Raw genomic sequence first — 16,915 nt, 5'->3', positions numbered from 1 at the left:
GCGTCGCGGCGGCCGGGGTCTCGGGCGTGGCCGCCGGCGCGGGCGGCGGTGCGGCAACCTCCGGTTCCGCTTCGGGGGACGGCTCCGCGACGGCCGGTTGCTCGACCGGTGCCGGGGCGACCCGCGCCGCGGGCTCGGCGGCCGGCTGGGCCTCGGGCGCCACCGGCTCCGGCGGAGCGGCGGCGGCCACGGGGGGCGCCTCGACGACCTCGGGGGCCGGCGGCACGACATGGGCCGCCGGCCGCGCGGCCACCGGGGCGGCGGGCAGTGGTTCCACGACGGGGACGGGCGCCTCGGCGGCCGGCTGCGGCTGCGGCTGCGGCTGCGGCTGCGGAATCGGAGCCGGGGCAGCCGCGGCGGCGGCGACCGCGGGAGCGCTCGGGGCCGGGATCGGAGTCGGCTCGGGTGCCGGCTCGGGCGACGCCGACGGCGACTGCCAGGCGCCGGGTTGGGCCGGCACCACGCCGGGCGCGCTGACCGGGACGACGCCGTCGAGCGGCGCGGCGGGCGCCGCTCCCTCGGCCGGCGCCACCGGCTGCGCCGGCGCGGACGCGCGGTCGGCGAGCGGCCGCACCGCGACGGGGGGCGTGATGGCCTGCGGCGGCGCGACGAACGCGTCACCCCAGGCGCCGTTCCCACCCGGCATCAGCAGCTCCTCCTCGTCGCCTTCCATGTCCATCGCTTCGTCGGGCTGGCCTGGGAAGGGATAGGGAGCCGCGGCCACCGGGGCCGCCGGCGGCGCCTGCTCCCGCGGTCCCCCCTCCGGGGTCCGGCCGGTGTCCGTCACGCGTCCACCTCGCCCATCGCACGCGCTCCTTCCCATCCCGGACATGACGGACGAATCATCAAGTCCGGTCGACGGCACAACGATCCACCAGACTACCCGGCATGCGGCGGGCCCCGGCCCGTGGGTGGTCGGCTGGCCCCGGAAGGTCCCGGTTTGTCACCGGGGGGTGGGCGCCCTGCGGCCGGCGAGCAGGAAGGCGACGGTCCGGCCGCTCTCCGTCCAGTGGTCGGGCTCCAGTTCGATGGACTGGAGCAGCGTGCACTCGACCTCGTAGCCGGCTCCGGTCAACACCCGCCCGGCCGCCTCGGCCTGATCGCGGGTCAGGGCGTGGGTGACGATGCGCTGCGGCCGGCGGTCGGCACAGGCGACGAGGGTCCGGGGACCGCCGCCGCCGACGCGGATGATGTCGGGTTCCGGCAGGTCTTCGAGGATCTGTGGCGCGACGCCGTGGACGATGTGCAGCTGCACACCGAACCGACGGGCGGTCGCCTCGGCCAGGGCGCACGCCTGGGCGTCGCGGTCGACGGCGATCACGGCGGAGCCGAGCCGGGCGGCGTCGATGGCGGCGAGCCCGCCGCCGGCGCCGACGTCCCACAGCAGGTCGCCGACCCGCGGGCCGAGCGCGGCCAGTTCGAGGGCGCGCAGTCGCGGACTACGGCCGGGCCCGGCCTCCGGCGGCCCGGGGGCCGGCTGGCCGTAGTCGGCGGGGTCGAGGGCCCAGCCCCTGGGTTGGGTGGCCACGCCCGGGTCGAGGCCGGCGAGCCAACCGGCGCCGCTCTCCCGGGTGGTGCCACCCCCGCCTATCACGATCACCACGTTGGGGTCGGTCCAGCGGCGCTGGCTGACGGTGTCGGAGGTGAGGACGGAGACCTGCTCCCGGTCGGTGCCGAGGGACTCGCAGATCACGAAGGTGCGGTGGGTCCGGCCGAGGAGCAGGGCGATCTCGGCCGGGCCGGCGCCGGGCGCGGTGAGCACGGCGACCTTGGGGTGGGCGCGGCAGACGTTGACGGCCCGGCGCAGGGTGCGCGGGGTGGCCACGACCACCCTGGCGTCGTCCCAGGGCATGCCGGCCCTGGCGAAGGCGGCGGCCACCGCGGAGACGGCGGGGACGACCTCGACCTCCAGGCCGTGCTCGGGGCCCCTGAGTGCCCGCACGACGCCGAAGAAGCCGGGATCGCCGTCCGCCATGACGACCGCGGAACCCCGGTGCGCGGCGATGCGGCGGGCGGCGAGGGTGAGGCTGCCGAGCGTGACGCGCTCGGCCCGGGCCGGGACTTCGGGCAGGGCGAGGTGCCGGGGGGCGCCGGCCACCAGGGTGGCCGCCTGGAGGGCGGCCCGGGCGGCCGGGGCGAGCGGGGAGCCGTCCCATCCGATCACGGTGACGCGGTCGGCCATGCTCGGCGAGCTCCTGGACTGGTTCGCAGGTGAAGGACGCGCTGAGCCTACCGCGCGCCGACCGGGCCGTGACCGTGCGCGTCCTCCAGGTCCTCGGGGAGCAGTCCCCAGACGATGAGGTCGGTGCGGATGTCGGTCCAACCGCCGTCCTCGGTACGGGATCGCACTATCAGCGCGTTGCGCAGCACCCCCTCGCTGAGGCTGCCGATCTTCTGCGCGACCTGCTGGGAGGCGGTGTTGCCGGCCGCGGTGCGGAGTTCGAGGCGTTCGAACTTCTGGTCGCGGAACAGCCACTGGGCGACGGCCAGCACGGACTCGGCGGCGTAGCCCTCACCACGTGCCCAGGGGGCGATGACGTAGCCGATCTCGCTGGTCAGGGTGTGCCAGTTGGTGTTCTTGAGGTGGAGGGAGCCGACGAGCCGGTGGGTGAGCAGTTCGTCGACGGCCAGCACGATGCCCCGACCCGAGGTGCGCTCCATGGGGGCGCTGCGGGTGATCCACCGGTGGGCGTCGCCGGGGGTGTAGGGGATGGGGACGGAGGTCCAGGCGGCGGTCAGCTCGTCGTTCATCATGTCGGCGAGCGCGGGGATGTCCGCCTCCTCGAACGGGCGCAGCACCAGCCGGTCGGTACTGATGGAGACGTCGGGGAAGGTGGATGTCATGGGCCGCTCCATGCCTGGGGTCAGAGGGGACAGCATGCAGTATCACCGGGTCGGGAGACAGCGGCGGGCCCCGGCTGGGTGCCGGGGCCCGGGTGTGCGGCCGGCCGGGGCGGGCGGTGGCCCGACCCGGTGGGTCAGGAGGCCGGGGTGCCGAAGGCGGGGACGATCGACCCGTCGTACTCGCTCTCGATGAACTGCCTGACCTCGTCGGAGTTCAGGAGTTCGGCGAGGGTCTGGACGCGGGGGTCGTCCTCGTTGCCGGCCTTGACCGCCAGGAAGTTGGCGTAGGGGTTGCCGTCCGCCGACTCCAGGACGAGGGCGTCCTCGGCGGGGGCGAGGTCGGCCTCCAGCGCGTAGTTGCCGTTGATGACGGCGGCGTCGACGTCCTGCAGGGCGCGCGGCAGGGTGGCGGCCTCCAACTCCTGGAAGGTGATGCCGCGGTCGTCGGCGATGTCGTTGAGGGTGGCCTCGGCGCCGACGCCCTCGTTGAGCTCGATCAGGCCGTTCTCGGCGAGCAGGTTGAGGGCGCGCCCCTCGTTGGTGGCGTCGTTGGGGACGGCCACGGTGGAGCCGGAGCCGAGCTCGTCGAGGCTGGTGACCGAGTCGGAGTAGAGGCCGAGCGGCTCCAGGTGGACGTTGACCACCGGGACGATGTCGGTGCCCTGGTCGGCGTTGAACTGGTCGAGGTAGGGCTTGTGCTGGAAGAAGTTAGCGTCCACCTCGCCGCTCTGCACGGCGGTGTTGGGCAGCACGTAGTCGCTGAACTCCTGGACCTCGAGGTCGAGGCCGGCGTCCTCGGCGAGGTTGTCCCGGACGAACTCCAGGATCTGGGCGTGCGGGAGGGGGCTGGCGGCGACGGTGAGCGGGGCGTTGGCGTCGGCCTGTCCCGCGTCGTCGCCGCTGTCCGGGTCGGAGTCGGTGCCGCAGGCGGCGAGGCCGAGCGCGAGGGCGGTGGTGGCCGCGAGGACGATGCCGGTTCTGACGGGGCTTCCGATACGGGTACGCACGAAAAGTGCCTCTCTTCTTGTTGTTACGGGTGGTGCGGGTGGTGCGGGTGATACGGGTGGTGCGGTGTGCGCGACCGCCCGGCGGGCGGTCGTGCTCAGGTGGAGGCTCGTTCGCGGCGGGAGAGGAGCCGCACGGCACCGTCGCCGAGCAGTTGGACCGCCGTCACGACGGCGACGAGGACGGCGACCGTGACGAGCGTGAAGCCGGTCTCGAAGCGCTGGTAGCCGTAGACGAGGGCGAGCGAGCCGAGCCCCCCGCCGCCGACGGCGCCGGCCATCGCCGAGTAGCCGATGACGGCGATCACGGTGGTGGTCAGGCCGGCGACCAGGGAGGGCAGGGACTGCGGGAGCAGCACCTTGAGGACGACGGTCCAGGTGCCGCCGCCCATGGCGTGGGCGGCCTCGACCAGGCCGTGGTCGACCTCGCGCACGGCGGTCTCGACGAGCCGGGCGAAGAACGGGATGGCGCCGATGGCGAGCGGCACGATGGCCGCCGTCGGGCCGATGGCGGTGCCGACGACGGCGCGGGTGACGGGGATCAGGGCGACCATCAGGATGATGAACGGCAGCGAGCGGCCGACGTTCACGACGACGCCGATGGCCTTGTTGAGCACGGCGTTCCGCAGCGGCCCGCCGCGGTCGGTGAGGACGAGCAGCACGCCGAGCGGCAGGCCGCCGAGCACGGCGATCAGCGTGGACCAGCCGGTCATGTAGAGGGTGTCGATCGTGCCCTGCTCCAGCAGGGGCCGCATCTGGTCCCAGGTCATCAGGCACCCTCTCCGGTGAGTTCGACGGCGGGCGCGGTGGCTCCGGGGAGCTCGACGGTGAGGCCCTGCTCGCGCAGGAAGGCGAGCGGGGCGGCGTTGGCGGCGACGGGTCCCGGCAGCTCGATCCGCATCCGGCCGACCTGGCGGCCGCCGACGGTGTCCATGGCGGCGCCGAGGATGGAGACGTCGAGGCCGTGGCCGCGGGCGAGCTGGGAGATGACGGGCTGGCCCGCGGTCGCGCCGTGGAAGGTGATGTCGACGACGGTCCGGTCGTCGTCGGCGAGGGCGCCGCCGACCGGGAACAGTTCGTGGGCCAGGCGGGACCCGGGGGTGGCGAGCAGTTCGGAGACCACGCCCGACTCGACGACGCGGCCGGCCTCCATCAGGGCGGCGGAGTCGCAGACGGCCTTGACCACGTCCATCTCGTGGGTGATCAGCAGGACGGTGAGGCCGAGCTGCTGGTTGAGGTCGCGCAGCAGCTTGAGCACGGAACGGGTGGTCTCGGGGTCGAGGGCCGAGGTGGCCTCGTCGGAGAGCAGCACCTTGGGGTCGCCGGCCAGTGCCCTGGCGATGCCGACGCGCTGCTTCTGGCCGCCGGAGAGCTGGGCCGGGTAGGCCCGGGCCTTGTCGGCGAGGCCGACGAGGTCGAGGAGTTCCAGGGCCTTGGCGGCGCGTTCGCGGCGGGTGAGGCGGAGGATCTCCAGGGGCAGCTCGACGTTGCCCTGCACGGTGCGGGAGGACAGCAGGTTGAAGTGCTGGAAGATCATGCCGATCCGGGTGCGCGCCTCGCGCAGCGGCCGGCCGGCGCGGTGGGCGCGGCGGCCGGCGAGCGCGGTGAGGTCCTGCCCGTCCACGGTCACGGTGCCCGACGTGGGGCGCTCCAGCAGGTTGAGGCAGCGGATGAGGGTGGACTTGCCCGCGCCGCTGCGGCCGATGACGCCGTAGACCTCGCCGGGTCGTACGTGCAGGTCGACGCCGTCGAGGGCGGTGACCTCGCGGCCGCGTGAGCGGTAGACCTTGGTCAGGTCCGAAGTCGTGATCAATGCGATTCCGTCACTGTCGGGCGCCGGGGCACGCGGCGGGGCGCGACCGGGCGCGGGCATGGCCCGGCGCAGGCAGGCCGGGGCGAGCGTCGAGCGGGGTGCCGTCAGGCGGCGTGAGCGCGGTCGCTTCGGGGCGCGGGGCGGCTCAGGTGGGGGCCCTCAGCGGCGACACATTCGACAGCGCGTGTGACAACGCGCGTGACGCGGACAACGAGCACCGGGCATCGACACTGCCTCGGTCGTCGGGGGACGGTTGCTCGTCGCGGTCATGTGCTCCAGTAAATCAGACGTTCCGTCCGGGTTACGGGGAGTGCCCTGGCGCTGTGGCCAACGCCACGTCGGCGCCGGGGCGGGAGCGTGCCGGGCCCCGGCGACCGGCGGTTTCGGGGTCACCCGTAGAGTCGGCGCCATGCTTACCCCGCTGACGGTCGTGGTCGCCGTGGCCGCGCTGCTGCAGGCCGCGTGGTGCGGGTACGCGGCGTTCCGGGACCAGCCGGTGAAGGACTGGCACTACGCGGGGATGGCCGCGGTGCTGCTGCTCACGCTGGCCCAGCTGGTGGTGGGTCTGGTGGCGCTGGGCGGCGGGGAGCGACCGGCCGGGGACGGGACGGCGGTCTTCGTCTCGTACCTGGTGATGGTGGTGCTCTGCCTGCCGGTGGTGGCGATCGTCTCGCTCGGCGAGCGCAGCCGGTGGGGGTCCGCGACGGTGTCGGCCGGGGCGTTGGTGCTCGCGGTGCTGGAGCTGCGTCTCGCGGACGTGTGGGCGGGAGGCGTCGGTGGCTGAGCGTGGTGTCGGCGTGGGCGGGCGGCCGGATCTGAGCCGCGGTCCCGGGCGGTTGCTGGTGACGCTCTACGGGGTGTTCACGGTGGCGGCGGCCTCGCGCTCGGTGTACCAGCTGTCCACGCGCTTCGACGAGGCGCCGCTGGCCTATCTGCTGTCGGCGCTGGCGGCGCTGGTGTACGCGTTCATCACGGTGTCGTTGGTGCGCGGCGGGGAGACGGCCCGGCGGGTGGCGCTGGTGTGCTGCGCGGCGGAGCTGACCGGCGTGCTGGTGGTGGGCACGTGGACGCTGGTCGACTCGGCGGCGTTCCCCGACGCCACGGTGTGGTCGGACTACGGCCTCGGCTATCTGCTGCTGCCGCTGATCCTGCCGGTGACCGGGCTGCTGTGGCTGCGCGGCGCGAGGCCGGCCGGGCCGGCGGGCGCCGCCCGGGAGTAGCCGCGGGGGCGGTTCCGGCCGGTTCGTCGCGTGGGCCCGGGCCTGTCAGGCCGTGGCGGCCAGGGAGGTCGGGACCTCCTTCTCCAGGGTGATCAGGCTGAGGTGTCGCGAGACCTCCTCGGTCGCGACCGGGGCGTAGCCGAGCCTGCGGTAGAGGCGCAGGTTGCCCGGCAGGCGCTGGCCGGCGAACAGCCGGTACCTGGCGGCGTCGCGCTCGGCGGCCAGCCGCCCCTCGACGGCGGCGAGCAGCCGGCCGCCCAGGCCGTGCCGCTGCATCCTGGGGTGCACGATGAGGCGACCGATGTGCGCGGTCCCGTCCGGGTCGACGGTGCCGCGCACCGAGCCCACGACCTCCTGGCCGAGCCTGGCCACCAGCACGCAGGTGTCCCGTACCTCGGCGCGCACCTCGGCCAGCGTCTCGGTGAGCGGGGCGATGGTGTAGTCCCCGGACAGCTCGGCTTCGCCCTGGAAGCAGAGGTACTGCAGTTTGAGGATCTGCTCGGCGTCCCGGTCGTTCGCCGCTTCGATCAACACGCTCATGCCCATGTGTGCGTACGCCTCCCAAGCGAGGTGTCGGCCGGCCCGGCGGGGGGTGAGGGTCACGCGAACGGGCCGGCGATAGCCCTGACGGCGCAGGTCACGAAGACCCGCGCCGTCAGCATTGTGCTAGGGAAACAAGGATGGAGGGAATGTGCTGGAGCCAACTACCTTGTGAGATTCCCGACTCGGGCCCCATGATTGCCCGCCACCCGGACGGGACGGGGTCAGCCGCGGTGGTCGGCGGCGGCCAGCAGGGCCGTGTCGGGGTGGTCCGCGAAGACGCCGTCGATGCCGGTGCGGAAGTAGGTGCGCAGCGCGCCGAAGACGTCGCCGTAGGCGTTGGGGTCGTCGCCGCGGCGGTACTCGGCGGGCAGGAAGCGGTTCTCGTTCCGCAGCGTGTAGGGGTGCACCAGCAGTTCGGCGGTGTGGGCCTGGGAGACCAGGCGGGTCGGCTCGGCCAGGCTGCCGTCGGAGCGGCGCGGGATGACCAGGTCGAGGGTGGGGCCGATGCCCTGGGCGTAGCGGGAGATCTCGCGCAGCCCGGACGGGGTGACGAGGTCGGCGACGGTCCGCGGGTCGCCCTTCTGCTGGAGGTCCCAGGGGCGGGATTCGGCGCTGGAGAGCAGCACCACCCGGGGCGTGTCGACGAGTTCGGCCATCCGCTGCATGCTGGTCGGCTCGAACGACTGCAGCAGCAGCCGGGCGCTGGCCCGGTCGCGGCCGTACCGGCGCAGCAGCCTGGCCAACGGCTGTTCGAGGCCGAGGCCGAGGGAGCGGAAGTAGGTGGGGTGCTTGGTCTCGGTGTACAGCCACACCGGCCGGTCGCGCTTCCGCCCCTGCTCGTCGGCCCAGCGCAGCACCTCCTCGAAGGTGGGGATCGTCCACCGGCCGTCGTAGAGCGTGTTGTTGCGGCGCTGGTCCGGGATGCGCTCGGTGGCCCGCAGCGTCTTGAGCTCGGCGAGCGTGAAGTCCTCGGTGAACCAGCCGGTGAGCGACTGGCCGTCCACGGTCTTGGTGGTACGCCGGTCGGCGAACTCGGGGTGGTCGGCGACGTCGGTGGTGCCGGAGATGTCGTTCTCGTGCCGGCACACCAGGTGGCCGTCCCTGGTGGGCACCAGGTCCTGCTCCACGATGTCGGCGCCCATGTCCAGGCCGAGTTGGTAGGAGCCCAGGGTGTGCTCCGGGCGGTAGCCGGAGGCGCCGCGGTGCGCGACGACGGTGGGCGTGGGGAGTTCGCCGAGCCCGCCGCGCCCGCGGGCGGCCGCGCTCGTGGGGCGCGCGCCCTGGGCGTGCGCCGGGGTGGCGGTAGTGAGCGCCGCGGCGCCGCCGGCGCCGGCCGCCATGGCCGCGCCGAGCAGGGCGCGCCGCCCGAGGCCGTTCGAGATCGTTGCTTCTGTCGAGTGCGTCGCGCCTGTCGGCGCCGCGTCTGCCGCCTGCCGAGCTGCCATGGGGCCTCCCTCTGAGTCGCGGCTGATGCTAGGGACGCGGCGTTGTCCGGCCGGGGACCTCCGAGGAAACAGCTGACGAAGGCACATCAAAGCTGAGTATCCGTCGTGTGAACCCGGTGCGCGAACCGAGGCGAAGCGCGAGTATCGTCCCGTACGCATGCGGCGGAGCGCATGACCATGAACAACCGGAGGGGAAGTTGTCCCGATTCGTCCTGATGAAGGCGCTGTTCGGCCCGTTGCTGCGGCTCTTCTTCCGGCCCCGGGTCGAGGGATTGGAGAACGTACCCACCGAGGGGCCGGTGATCTTGGCCGGCAATCATCTCACGTTCATCGACTCGGTCATCCTCAACCTGGTCAGCAGGCGACAGGTCTTCTTCATCGGCAAGGCGACCTATGTGACGGGCCGGTCCCTCAAGGGGCGGGTGATGGCCTGGTTCTTCACGGCCGTCGGGATGATCCCGGTGGACCGGGACGGCGGGCATGGCGGAGTGGCCGCCCTGATGACCGGCCGCCGGGTGCTCGACGAGGGCAAGGTCTTCGGCATCTACCCGGAGGGCACCCGCTCCCCCGACGGCCGGCTCTACCGGGGCCGCACCGGGATCGCGCGGCTGACCCTGATGACGGACGTGCCGGTGGTGCCGTTCGCCATGATCGGCACCGACCAGGTGCAGCCGGGCGGCAAGGGGCTGCCGCGTGTCGGCCGGGGGCGGCGGATCGCCGTGCGCTTCGGCCAGCCGTTGGACTTCTCCCGCTACGAGGGCATGGACCGCGACCGGTACGTGCTGCGGGCGGTCACCGACGAGGTGATGACCGAGGTCATGCGGCTCTCGGGGCAGGAGTACGTCGACATGTACGCCACCAAGGTGAAGGCGGCCTGACGCCGGTGGCCGGACGGCGGCTGCGCCGCCGCCGTCGTCGTCGTCACTACTGCCAGGGCAGCGACGAGCGGTGCCGCCAGTACGCGGCGGGCGGCTCGGCGAGCCCGGCCAGGGCGTCCGCCGCGGCCTCGTCGAGAGCGATCCCGGTGGCCGCGAGGTTTCCGGTGAGCTGGTCCACGGTGGCCGCGCCGGACAGTACGACGCCGGCCCAGGGCTGACGCAGCACGGCGGCCAGCGCGACCGCGTCCGGGCCGGTGCCGGCCGCCTCCGCGATCCGCCGCACCGCGGCCGGCGCCGCCTCGCCGGCCAGCCGGCCGTTGGCCATGGCCTCCTTGACGATCACCGTGCGGCCGGCGGCGTGGGCCGCCGCGAGGGCCGGCCCGGCCGAGGTCTCCAGCACGTTGAAGGTGGACTGCACGGTGGCGAACAACGGCCGCCCGTCCACCTCGACCTCCAGCGCGGCGCGGATCGCCTCGGCCTGCCCCGGACCGCTGGTGGACAGGCCCACGGTCACACCGGCGGCGGCGAGCCCGGCCAGCCGGTCGAGCACCGCGGGGTCGGTGAGCGCGGGACTCTCCGGGGTCACGGAGTGGATCTGGTAGAGGTCCAGGTGGTCGCCGAGCAGCGCCCGGGTCTCCGCGTACTGGCGGTCGAAGGTCGCGGGACCGTGGTCCTTCACCTCGTGCACCTCGGCGTCGGTGCGCCAGCCGGCGGTGTACGTGTAGCCCCACTTGCTGCCGACCACCACGCCGGGTGCGGCGTCGGGGCGGGCCGCCAGCCAGCCGGCCAGGAACTCCTCGGCCCGGCCGTAGGAGCGGGCCGCGTCCAGGTAGCGCACGCCGTGCGCGTGGGCCGCGTCCAGCAGCCGGTGGCTGCGCTCGCGCAGCGCCTCGGGGGCCCGGTCCGTGGGGAGGTCGCGATCCCGGCCGAGGTTGATGTAGCCGGGGCGGCCCACGGCGGCCAGGCCGAGGCCGATCCGGGCGGTGTCGGTGGCCTCGGGGTCGAAGCGGGTGAACGCCATGGCACCTCTCGGTCGGGGCACGGGGCCGGCACCGGGGCGCCGGCTCGGGATCCGGGCGGCGTGCGGGTCCGGCGCGCGGATCCGGCGCGCGGATCCGGTGTGTGGCCGCCGGGGCACGCGGGGGTCTCACGATAGCGGTGGGCTCAGGGCGTGACCTCGGCGGCGTCGTCCTCCCGGGCGGCCTCCTCGGCGCCGGCCGCCCAGGCCGCGGCGCACAGGGCGTGGGCGACGGACTCCGTGTACGACGCGGTGGCCAGCCAGGCGCGGGCGAACCGGTCCGCGTCGGCGGGCAGCAACCGACCGAACACGTCCCGGCCGCGGTCGGCGGCCGCCCGGTGCAGCTCGGCGAGCAGCCAGGCGCCGGTGGCGAGCCCGGCGCGGCGCAGCCGCGGCAGGTCGTCGGCGGCGGTGCCGGGCAGCGCCAGGGCGCGCCGGCCGGCCGCGACGGCCCGGTCGGCGCGGCGGCGCAGCAGGTGGATCGGGGCCGGCACCGCCTCGTCGTCGGCGAGCGCCGGCGGCCCGGGCGCGGTGGCGTCGGACGTGGGCAGGTCGGTGCGCTGCAGCCGGTCGTATCCCAGGTCGACGCGGCCGGCGGGGTCGGGGAGCCGCAGCACCGGGCCCTCGTCGCCCGGCGGGCGGCCCACGGCGAGCAGCCGCAGCTGGGGACGCGGTCCGGGGGTCAGCCGGCCGACGACGCGGAGCCGCAGCCCCGGGGCGGCGGCGAGCAGCCGCAGGTTGTCCCGGTGGGCGAGGGCCGGGTCCTCGTCGGCGACGGTGAGCCTGACCGGCACCCCCGCGCAGTCGGCCAGCAGGACGTGGCCGCCCGTGGCGCGGAGCGGACGGCGGCAGGTCACGTCGAGGAACAGCAGGTCGGAGCCGGGCGGGCGCCGCGCCTCGGGGAGCGCGGCGGCCGCCAGCGCCCGGGCGGCCTGGCGGTGCGGCGGCTCGGCCCAGAACCGGTCGAGCGGCGGCTCGTGCCAGCCGGCGCCGCCGGCCTGGACGGCGCGCACGGCGGCGCCGGCGCCGAGCCGGCCGTCCGGCGAGACGGTGGCGCCAGAGACGACGAGGCCGGCGCGGGCCAGCCGGCGGTGGGTGAGGGCCGCGTCGCCGAGGCGCACGGTGCGCTCGACGGCGCCGGCCGCCCGCTCGGCGCCACCGGGGGCCACGTCGGGGACGCGGAAGAGCCGGCCCTCGGTGTCCGCCGTCCAGGTGACGACGCCGGCGTGGCCGCTGGCGGCGAGCACCGGCTCGCTGAACAGGCCGTAGAGCCGCAGCGAGCCGCCCGGCAGGTAGGGGCGGCGGGCGAGGCCGCGCAGCTCGGCCAGCCGGGGGCCGCTGGCGCGGCCGAGGCCGTGCGCCGTCGACAGCAGCTCGCGCAGCTCCTCGACGAGGTCGGCGAGCCGGTACGCCGGGTCGGCGGCGCGGGCGGCGCGCAGCCGGCCGACGACGCCGACGGCCGCCGCGGCGGGGCGCGGCAGCCCGGCCAGCCGGGCGACATGCGCGGCCCCGAGCAGCTCGGCCTGGACGACGGCTCCCGCCCCGTCCACGCCGGCCTCCAGCGCGGCGGCGCCGGCGGCCCACAACCCGGCCGCCGCCGCCAGCTGTTGGGGCGTGGCCGCCGGGACGTCGGGCGCCTCGGTCGGTGGGGCGGCCCGGGGATCGGCAGGCTCGGGCGCGGGATGGTCGTCGGTCGCCTGGTCTTCCGGGCCGGTGGCTTCCGCCGCGACGGGCGCGGCGCCGGCCGCGGCCGGTCGGTGCACGCAGCCGGGGGCGAGGAGGCAGCCGCAGTGGATGGCGTCGACGTCGGTGACGCTGCCGCCGGTGGCCCGCAGTTCGAGCGTGGTCTCGTCGTCCAGCGCGATCCGGTAGACGTCGCCGTCCCGGCTGACCGGCCGGGCGGCCAGCTTGGCGGTCGCGGCGTCGAGGCGCTTGCGGAGCCGGGGGCTGAGCCCGGCCACCAGCCGGGCGGTCACCTCCGGGGCCACGGGGGGCAGGGCCTGGGTGTCGGTCACCGGATCTTCTCTCCTACCCAGCGGGCGAGTTCGAGCGGGCTGAGCGCCGCGACGGGCATGCCGGCCGCCACCAGCTGTCCGGCGACGCCGGTGCTGTACCGGGGCCGACCCGCGTCGTCCAGGCTGGCGCAGCCCAGCACGTGGCAGCCGGCGGCGGCCAGGCCGCGCACCTCGGCGAGGAGGCCGCCGAGCGGATAGCCCTCCTCGAAGTCGCTGACGACGACGACCAGGGTGCGGGACGGCGCCGTGACCAGCGTGCGGGCGTGCCGCAGCGCCGCGGCGATGTGGGTGCCGCCGCCGACCCGCACCTCCAGCAGTAGCGACAGCGGGTCCTGGACGTGGCCCGAGAGATCGACCACCTCGGTCGAGAACGCCAGGAAGTGGGTGGTGAGGGTGGGGACCCCGGCGAGCACGGCGGCGGTGAGCGCGGACCAGATGGTGGACGACTCCATCGAGCCGGACACGTCCGTGACGATGATCAGCCGCCAGTCGGCGGTGCGGCGGGCGCGGGTGCGGAAGACGGGGCGCTCCGGGATGACCTGGATCGCGCCGTCCGGACCCCGCCTCGCGGTGGGCAGGTTGGCGCGCACGGTCCTGCCGAGGTCGAGTGGGCCGCCGGGACGACGGCTCGGCCGGGGCAGGGCGGCACCGGTGAGGGCGGGACGGAGCCTGGTGGCCAGGGCGCGGGTGAGCTCGGCGACCAAGCGACGGACGAGGGGACGGAGTTGGGCCAGCCGGGCCTCGGGGAGGCCACCGGCGTGGCGCAGCACGGTGCGCAGCAACTCGACGGAGGGGCGGACCCGGTCGGGGTCGAGCGCCAGCGCGGCCTCGCCGCGGCCGGCGGCCGCCGCGGCGGCCAGCACCTCCTCGCGGATGCCGGGCCCGAACAGCGCGGCCAGCTCCGCCGACCACTCGCGGACGCTCGGATACGGCGTCTCGCGCCCGGCGCCGCCACGGCCGCCGGGCAGGTCGCCCCGGGCGCCCTCGCCGCGGCCGGCTCCGTAGAGCTCGTCGAGCGCGGTGGCCAACGGCACGGCCCCCGCCGCGAGCCGCCCACCCGGCCGCCCGAGCACCAACCGCCAGCGGTCGCCTTCGGCGAGACCACCGGCCGCCTGCGGCCGCTCCACCGACGGCGTGGGCCGCCCGTCCGGATCCGCCGGCGGCGGCTCCCCCTGCGGCGAGACCGCCGCGGTGGCGGGGGCTCCGGATGCGCCGGCCGAGCCGGCGGCACCCGGCACGGGCCCGGCCGGTGCGGCGGCCGCGCCGCCGCCAGCCGACTCGGCGCGCGGACCGGCGGTCGGCGGCTCCGCACCGCCGGTCACGGCCGTCGTGCCTGCGCCGGTGCCCGCGCCGGCAGGCGACCCCGCGTCGGCGCCGGCAGAGCCGGCGCCCGCTTCCAGACCACCGGCCGTGCCCGGGCCGGGCCGGCCATCCGCCGGGCCGGCGGGGCCGCTTGGCCGGACACCAACAGTCGTGTCGCCGCCGGGAGCCGGCGCGGCGGACACGTCGGCACCGGCCGACTCGGCACGAGCCCTTGGAACCTGCGGCTCCGCGGCGCCAGGCAGTTGGCCGCCGGGGCCTTCCGGCGTGCGATCGGCTATCGCGCCAACGTCCAGGCCCGGCGCGGCGGACACGCCGGCACCGGCCGGCTCGGCGCGGCGGTCCGGAACCCGCCGCTCCGGGCCGCCCGGCGGCGGGCCGCCGGGGGCCTCCGGCCCGAAGTCGGCCGTCGCGCCGACGCCCCGCCCGGCCGGCGAGGCCGTCGCGTCGCCACCGCCCGGCGCGGTGCGCGGTGGCGGAAGCGCCGTGTCCGGGGCGCCGGGTGGGGGGAGGAGATCGAGGGCGGCCAGGGTGTCGCGGGCCGCCAGGTCGGCGCGGGTCCAGAGTTCGAGCGTGGGGGCGTCGATGTCGGGCAGGGTGGCGAGCGTGTCTCCGAGCCGGTCCTCGATCACGGCGAGCAGCCGGTCGCGGGCGGCGGGGCTGAGGGTGTCGAAGCCGCCGCGCAGGGCCGGCAGTCGGTCGAGGAAGGACCGTTCCGGCAGCTCGGCGACGCGGTCGAGCAGCGGTGCGAGCGCGCCGGGTGCCGACTCCAGCAGGGGCCCGGCGGCGGCCAGCAGGCCGGTGAGGCGGGCCGTCAGCTCGGCGCGGCGGGCCGGGTCGGTCGCGGCGTCCACCCAGGACGCCACCCGCCGGCCCAGCGCCGCCGGCGCCTCGTGGCCGAGCAGCACCAACACCGCGCCGGTGGCGCCCCGCATCAGGGGGGAGCCGTCCGTGGCGAGCGCGCGCAGCGCGGCGGTGAGCCGGATGGAGCCGAACGCGTCGGCGCGATGGGCCAGTTCGATGAGGGCGCGGGCGTCCGCCGGGTCCTCGGAGCCGGTGAGGCCGGCGACCTGGCGGACGGCGGCGGTGGTCAGCGTCCCGCTCACCGGCGCGGTGTCGAGGAAGCCGCCGCGCAGCCGGTCGAGCAGGCTGAGGGCGGCCAGCAGCTCGGGCAGGGTGCCGGCGGCGGGCAGCACCGTGGCGGCCTCGGTGAGCCGTTCCCCGGCCAGCGGTTCGAGGCCGCAGCCGGCGGCCAGGTCGAGGCCGGTGACGACCTGGGCGGCGGTGGGGCCGCCCGCGGCCCGCTCGGCCCGCCGGCGCTCGCGCAGCGTGCCCTCGGCCGCCTGGGCCGCCGTCACGCCGCGGGCCGAGGCGGCCGTCAGCATGGCGGCGGTGGCCGGCGTCCAGCTGACGGTCCACCGGGCGGTGACGGCGTCGGCGCCGCCGGCGCCGCTGACCCGCTGCTCCTCGGCGTACGGGATGCCGCAGACGGTGAGGCGGCGCAGCAGAAGCTCGCGGCGGTGGTCGCGTGGGGAGCGCCGGGGGTCGAGCCGCAGGTCGCGTGGCTTGGCCGAGACGTCGTCCGGGCCCGGCAGGCCGAGGTCGGCGCACTCGGCCGCCACGGCGGGGCCGAGGCCGCCGCGCGGGGCGTCGGGCGCGGGACGGCCGGCGCGCCGGCCGATCAGCACCGACTCGAGGGCCCGGGAGACGGCGCGGCCCCGGCCCAGCGGTTCGCCCTGGACGAGGACGGTGTCGACCGCCTCGATCAACTCGCCCCTGCCGGGGGCGGGGAGACCGCGGAGCCTGGCCAGGTCGGTGGCGAGGCGGGTGATCTCGCGGGCGTCGGCCGGCCCCGCCGGGTGGTCCTCCTCGCGCAGCCGGGCGCAGACGCGGACGGCGGTCGCGGTCAGCGCGGCCTCCAGGGCGGCGGGATCGCCGGCGGCGGCGAGCACCCGGTGCTGCCACTCGGGGTCGCGGATGCCGGCCGGGTAGCCGGAGCGCTCGTCGAGCAGCGCGTAGGTGTAGGGGATCAGGGAGACCGTCCACGGTGCGGCGTCGCCCGGCTCGGCGGCGCCCGCGGGTGCCGGCTCGTCGTCGGGGGCGGCGAGGGCGGCCGCGGTGAGGGCGGGCGTGTGGAAGGCGCCGACGACCGCGGCGACCCGGCGGCCGCCGGCGGCGGCCTCGGTGATCCTGGCGCGCATCCACCGCTCGCGGCCGAGGTCGACGGCGTCCACGCCGGCGCCCTGGGCCGCGTCCCGGCGCAGGGCCCAGCCGGTGAGCAGGGCGGCGCGGCGGACCGCCTCCGGGGTGGAGCCAGGGGCGGCGACCTCGACCAGGCGGTCCCACAGGTCGTCGCCCGCGCGGCCGGTCAGTCGGGCACCGAGCGCCTGCCGAAGGCCGGCACGAGGGGTGCCGGCCGGACGGCGGTCGGCGAGCCAGGCGCGGTCGGCCAACGGCAGGTCGGCCGCGACGGCGGGGACGCCGCGCCGCGCGGCCCACCGCAGGGCGACCAGCTCGGGCGAGAAGTCGGCGAACGGGTAGAAGGCGGGTGATCCGGGATCGGGCCCCGGCGGCACGGCGGCCAGCGCCACGGGCGCCCGGGTGTCCTCGTGGGCGAGCCAGCCGAGCCAGTCCCGCAGCTCGGCGGGCAGCTCGACGAGCAGCACCTCGGGCTCCGCCGCGTCGAGCAGGCGGGGCACGACGGCGGCCAGGGACGGGGCGTGGTGCCGCACCCCGATCAGGAAGGGGCCGGCCGGGTCGGTGAGCTCCCGGAGGGCGGCGGCCGCCTCGCCTCCGCCCTGGTCGGGGGCGGCGG

At 76.5% G+C, this 16,915-nt stretch carries 13 protein-coding genes and 1 pseudogene; 3 read left to right on the top strand and 11 right to left on the bottom strand.

Annotated features, from left to right (window positions below):
• The 6 genes and pseudogenes from E1283_RS14210 to E1283_RS14185 all read right to left on the bottom strand — a co-directional run.
• A pseudogene (locus tag E1283_RS14210) lies at window positions 1-787 on the bottom strand (hypothetical protein); the annotation flags it as partial.
• Between the two features lie 156 nt (window positions 788-943).
• Window positions 944-2,182 carry a precorrin-6y C5,15-methyltransferase (decarboxylating) subunit CbiE gene (gene cbiE, locus E1283_RS14205; protein WP_132818382.1) on the bottom strand — a complete coding sequence of 413 codons (1,239 nt, stop codon included), beginning with the start codon at window positions 2,180-2,182 and terminating at the stop codon, window positions 944-946.
• Between the two features lie 47 nt (window positions 2,183-2,229).
• Window positions 2,230-2,844, bottom strand: coding sequence for a GNAT family N-acetyltransferase (locus tag E1283_RS14200; protein WP_132818381.1), 615 nt, complete (start codon window positions 2,842-2,844; stop codon window positions 2,230-2,232).
• A gap of 134 nt (window positions 2,845-2,978) precedes the next feature.
• On the bottom strand, window positions 2,979-3,839 hold the full coding sequence (locus tag E1283_RS14195) for a MetQ/NlpA family ABC transporter substrate-binding protein (RefSeq protein WP_132818385.1): 861 nt from the start codon (window positions 3,837-3,839) through the stop codon (window positions 2,979-2,981).
• A gap of 107 nt (window positions 3,840-3,946) precedes the next feature.
• Entirely contained in the window at window positions 3,947-4,618 is a 672-nt protein-coding gene (locus E1283_RS14190) for a methionine ABC transporter permease (protein ID WP_132818380.1), read from the bottom strand.
• On the bottom strand, window positions 4,618-5,661 hold the full coding sequence (locus E1283_RS14185) for a methionine ABC transporter ATP-binding protein (protein ID WP_132818379.1): 1,044 nt from the start codon (window positions 5,659-5,661) through the stop codon (window positions 4,618-4,620). The genes E1283_RS14190 and E1283_RS14185 overlap by 1 nt, the downstream gene beginning before the upstream one ends.
• 409 nt (window positions 5,662-6,070) lie before the next feature.
• Between E1283_RS14185 and E1283_RS14180 the strand changes: the two genes are divergently transcribed.
• Together E1283_RS14180 and E1283_RS14175 are read left to right on the top strand one after the other, a co-directional pair.
• Window positions 6,071-6,445 (top strand): hypothetical protein, encoded by a 375-nt coding sequence (locus E1283_RS14180; RefSeq protein WP_132818378.1) that lies wholly within the window; start codon window positions 6,071-6,073, stop codon window positions 6,443-6,445.
• Window positions 6,438-6,881: a hypothetical protein gene (locus tag E1283_RS14175; RefSeq protein WP_243744835.1), complete on the top strand. Its 444-nt coding sequence runs from the start codon at window positions 6,438-6,440 to the stop codon at window positions 6,879-6,881. Before E1283_RS14180 ends, E1283_RS14175 begins: the two co-directional genes overlap by 8 nt.
• 45 nt (window positions 6,882-6,926) lie before the next feature.
• Here the strand turns inward: E1283_RS14175 and E1283_RS14170 are convergent, their stop codons facing one another.
• Together E1283_RS14170 and E1283_RS14165 are read right to left on the bottom strand one after the other, a co-directional pair.
• Complete coding sequence (locus tag E1283_RS14170) at window positions 6,927-7,427, bottom strand: GNAT family N-acetyltransferase (protein ID WP_132818377.1); 501 nt, start codon at window positions 7,425-7,427, stop codon at window positions 6,927-6,929.
• 218 nt (window positions 7,428-7,645) lie between these two features.
• The gene (locus tag E1283_RS14165; RefSeq protein ID WP_207930396.1) at window positions 7,646-8,764 is read right to left on the bottom strand and encodes a glycerophosphodiester phosphodiesterase; all 1,119 of its coding nucleotides are present in this window, start codon (window positions 8,762-8,764) and stop codon (window positions 7,646-7,648) included.
• A gap of 302 nt (window positions 8,765-9,066) precedes the next feature.
• On the opposite strand from E1283_RS14165, the gene E1283_RS14160 reads away from it, so the two are divergent.
• Window positions 9,067-9,747: a lysophospholipid acyltransferase family protein gene (locus E1283_RS14160; RefSeq protein ID WP_132818375.1), complete on the top strand. Its 681-nt coding sequence runs from the start codon at window positions 9,067-9,069 to the stop codon at window positions 9,745-9,747.
• 46 nt (window positions 9,748-9,793) lie between these two features.
• Here the strand turns inward: E1283_RS14160 and E1283_RS14155 are convergent, their stop codons facing one another.
• The 3 genes from E1283_RS14155 to E1283_RS38730 form a co-directional block, all read right to left on the bottom strand.
• Complete coding sequence (locus tag E1283_RS14155; protein ID WP_132818374.1) at window positions 9,794-10,768, bottom strand: aldo/keto reductase; 975 nt, start codon at window positions 10,766-10,768, stop codon at window positions 9,794-9,796.
• A 143-nt stretch (window positions 10,769-10,911) separates the two neighbouring features.
• Window positions 10,912-12,780 carry a hypothetical protein gene (locus E1283_RS14150; RefSeq protein WP_132818373.1) on the bottom strand — a complete coding sequence of 623 codons (1,869 nt, stop codon included), beginning with the start codon at window positions 12,778-12,780 and terminating at the stop codon, window positions 10,912-10,914.
• A partial coding sequence (locus E1283_RS38730) for a DUF5682 family protein (protein WP_425086169.1) occupies window positions 12,777-16,915 on the bottom strand: 4,139 nt, incomplete at its 5' end. The genes E1283_RS38730 and E1283_RS14150, both read right to left, overlap by 4 nt.

The organism is Streptomyces hainanensis, assembly GCF_004348415.1.
Taxonomy (GTDB): Bacteria; Actinomycetota; Actinomycetes; order Streptomycetales; family Streptomycetaceae; genus Streptomyces; species Streptomyces hainanensis.
Note: the sequence above shows the minus strand (reverse complement) of the source record. Positions and strands in the feature narration are given on the sequence as shown.

What these genes read in the sequence shown, in the direction of transcription:
- E1283_RS14165 (WP_207930396.1), bottom strand. Translation starts at nt 8,764, where the DNA reads ATGGCGGCCGGCGCCGGCGGCGCCGCGGCGCTCACTACCGCCACCCCG.
- E1283_RS14180 (WP_132818378.1), top strand. Translation starts at nt 6,071, where the DNA reads ATGCTTACCCCGCTGACGGTCGTGGTCGCCGTGGCCGCGCTGCTGCAG.
- E1283_RS14190 (WP_132818380.1), bottom strand. Translation starts at nt 4,618, where the DNA reads ATGACCTGGGACCAGATGCGGCCCCTGCTGGAGCAGGGCACGATCGAC.
- cbiE (WP_132818382.1), bottom strand. Translation starts at nt 2,182, where the DNA reads ATGGCCGACCGCGTCACCGTGATCGGATGGGACGGCTCCCCGCTCGCC.
- E1283_RS14155 (WP_132818374.1), bottom strand. Translation starts at nt 10,768, where the DNA reads ATGGCGTTCACCCGCTTCGACCCCGAGGCCACCGACACCGCCCGGATC.
- E1283_RS14170 (WP_132818377.1), bottom strand. Translation starts at nt 7,427, where the DNA reads ATGGGCATGAGCGTGTTGATCGAAGCGGCGAACGACCGGGACGCCGAG.
- E1283_RS14200 (WP_132818381.1), bottom strand. Translation starts at nt 2,844, where the DNA reads ATGACATCCACCTTCCCCGACGTCTCCATCAGTACCGACCGGCTGGTG.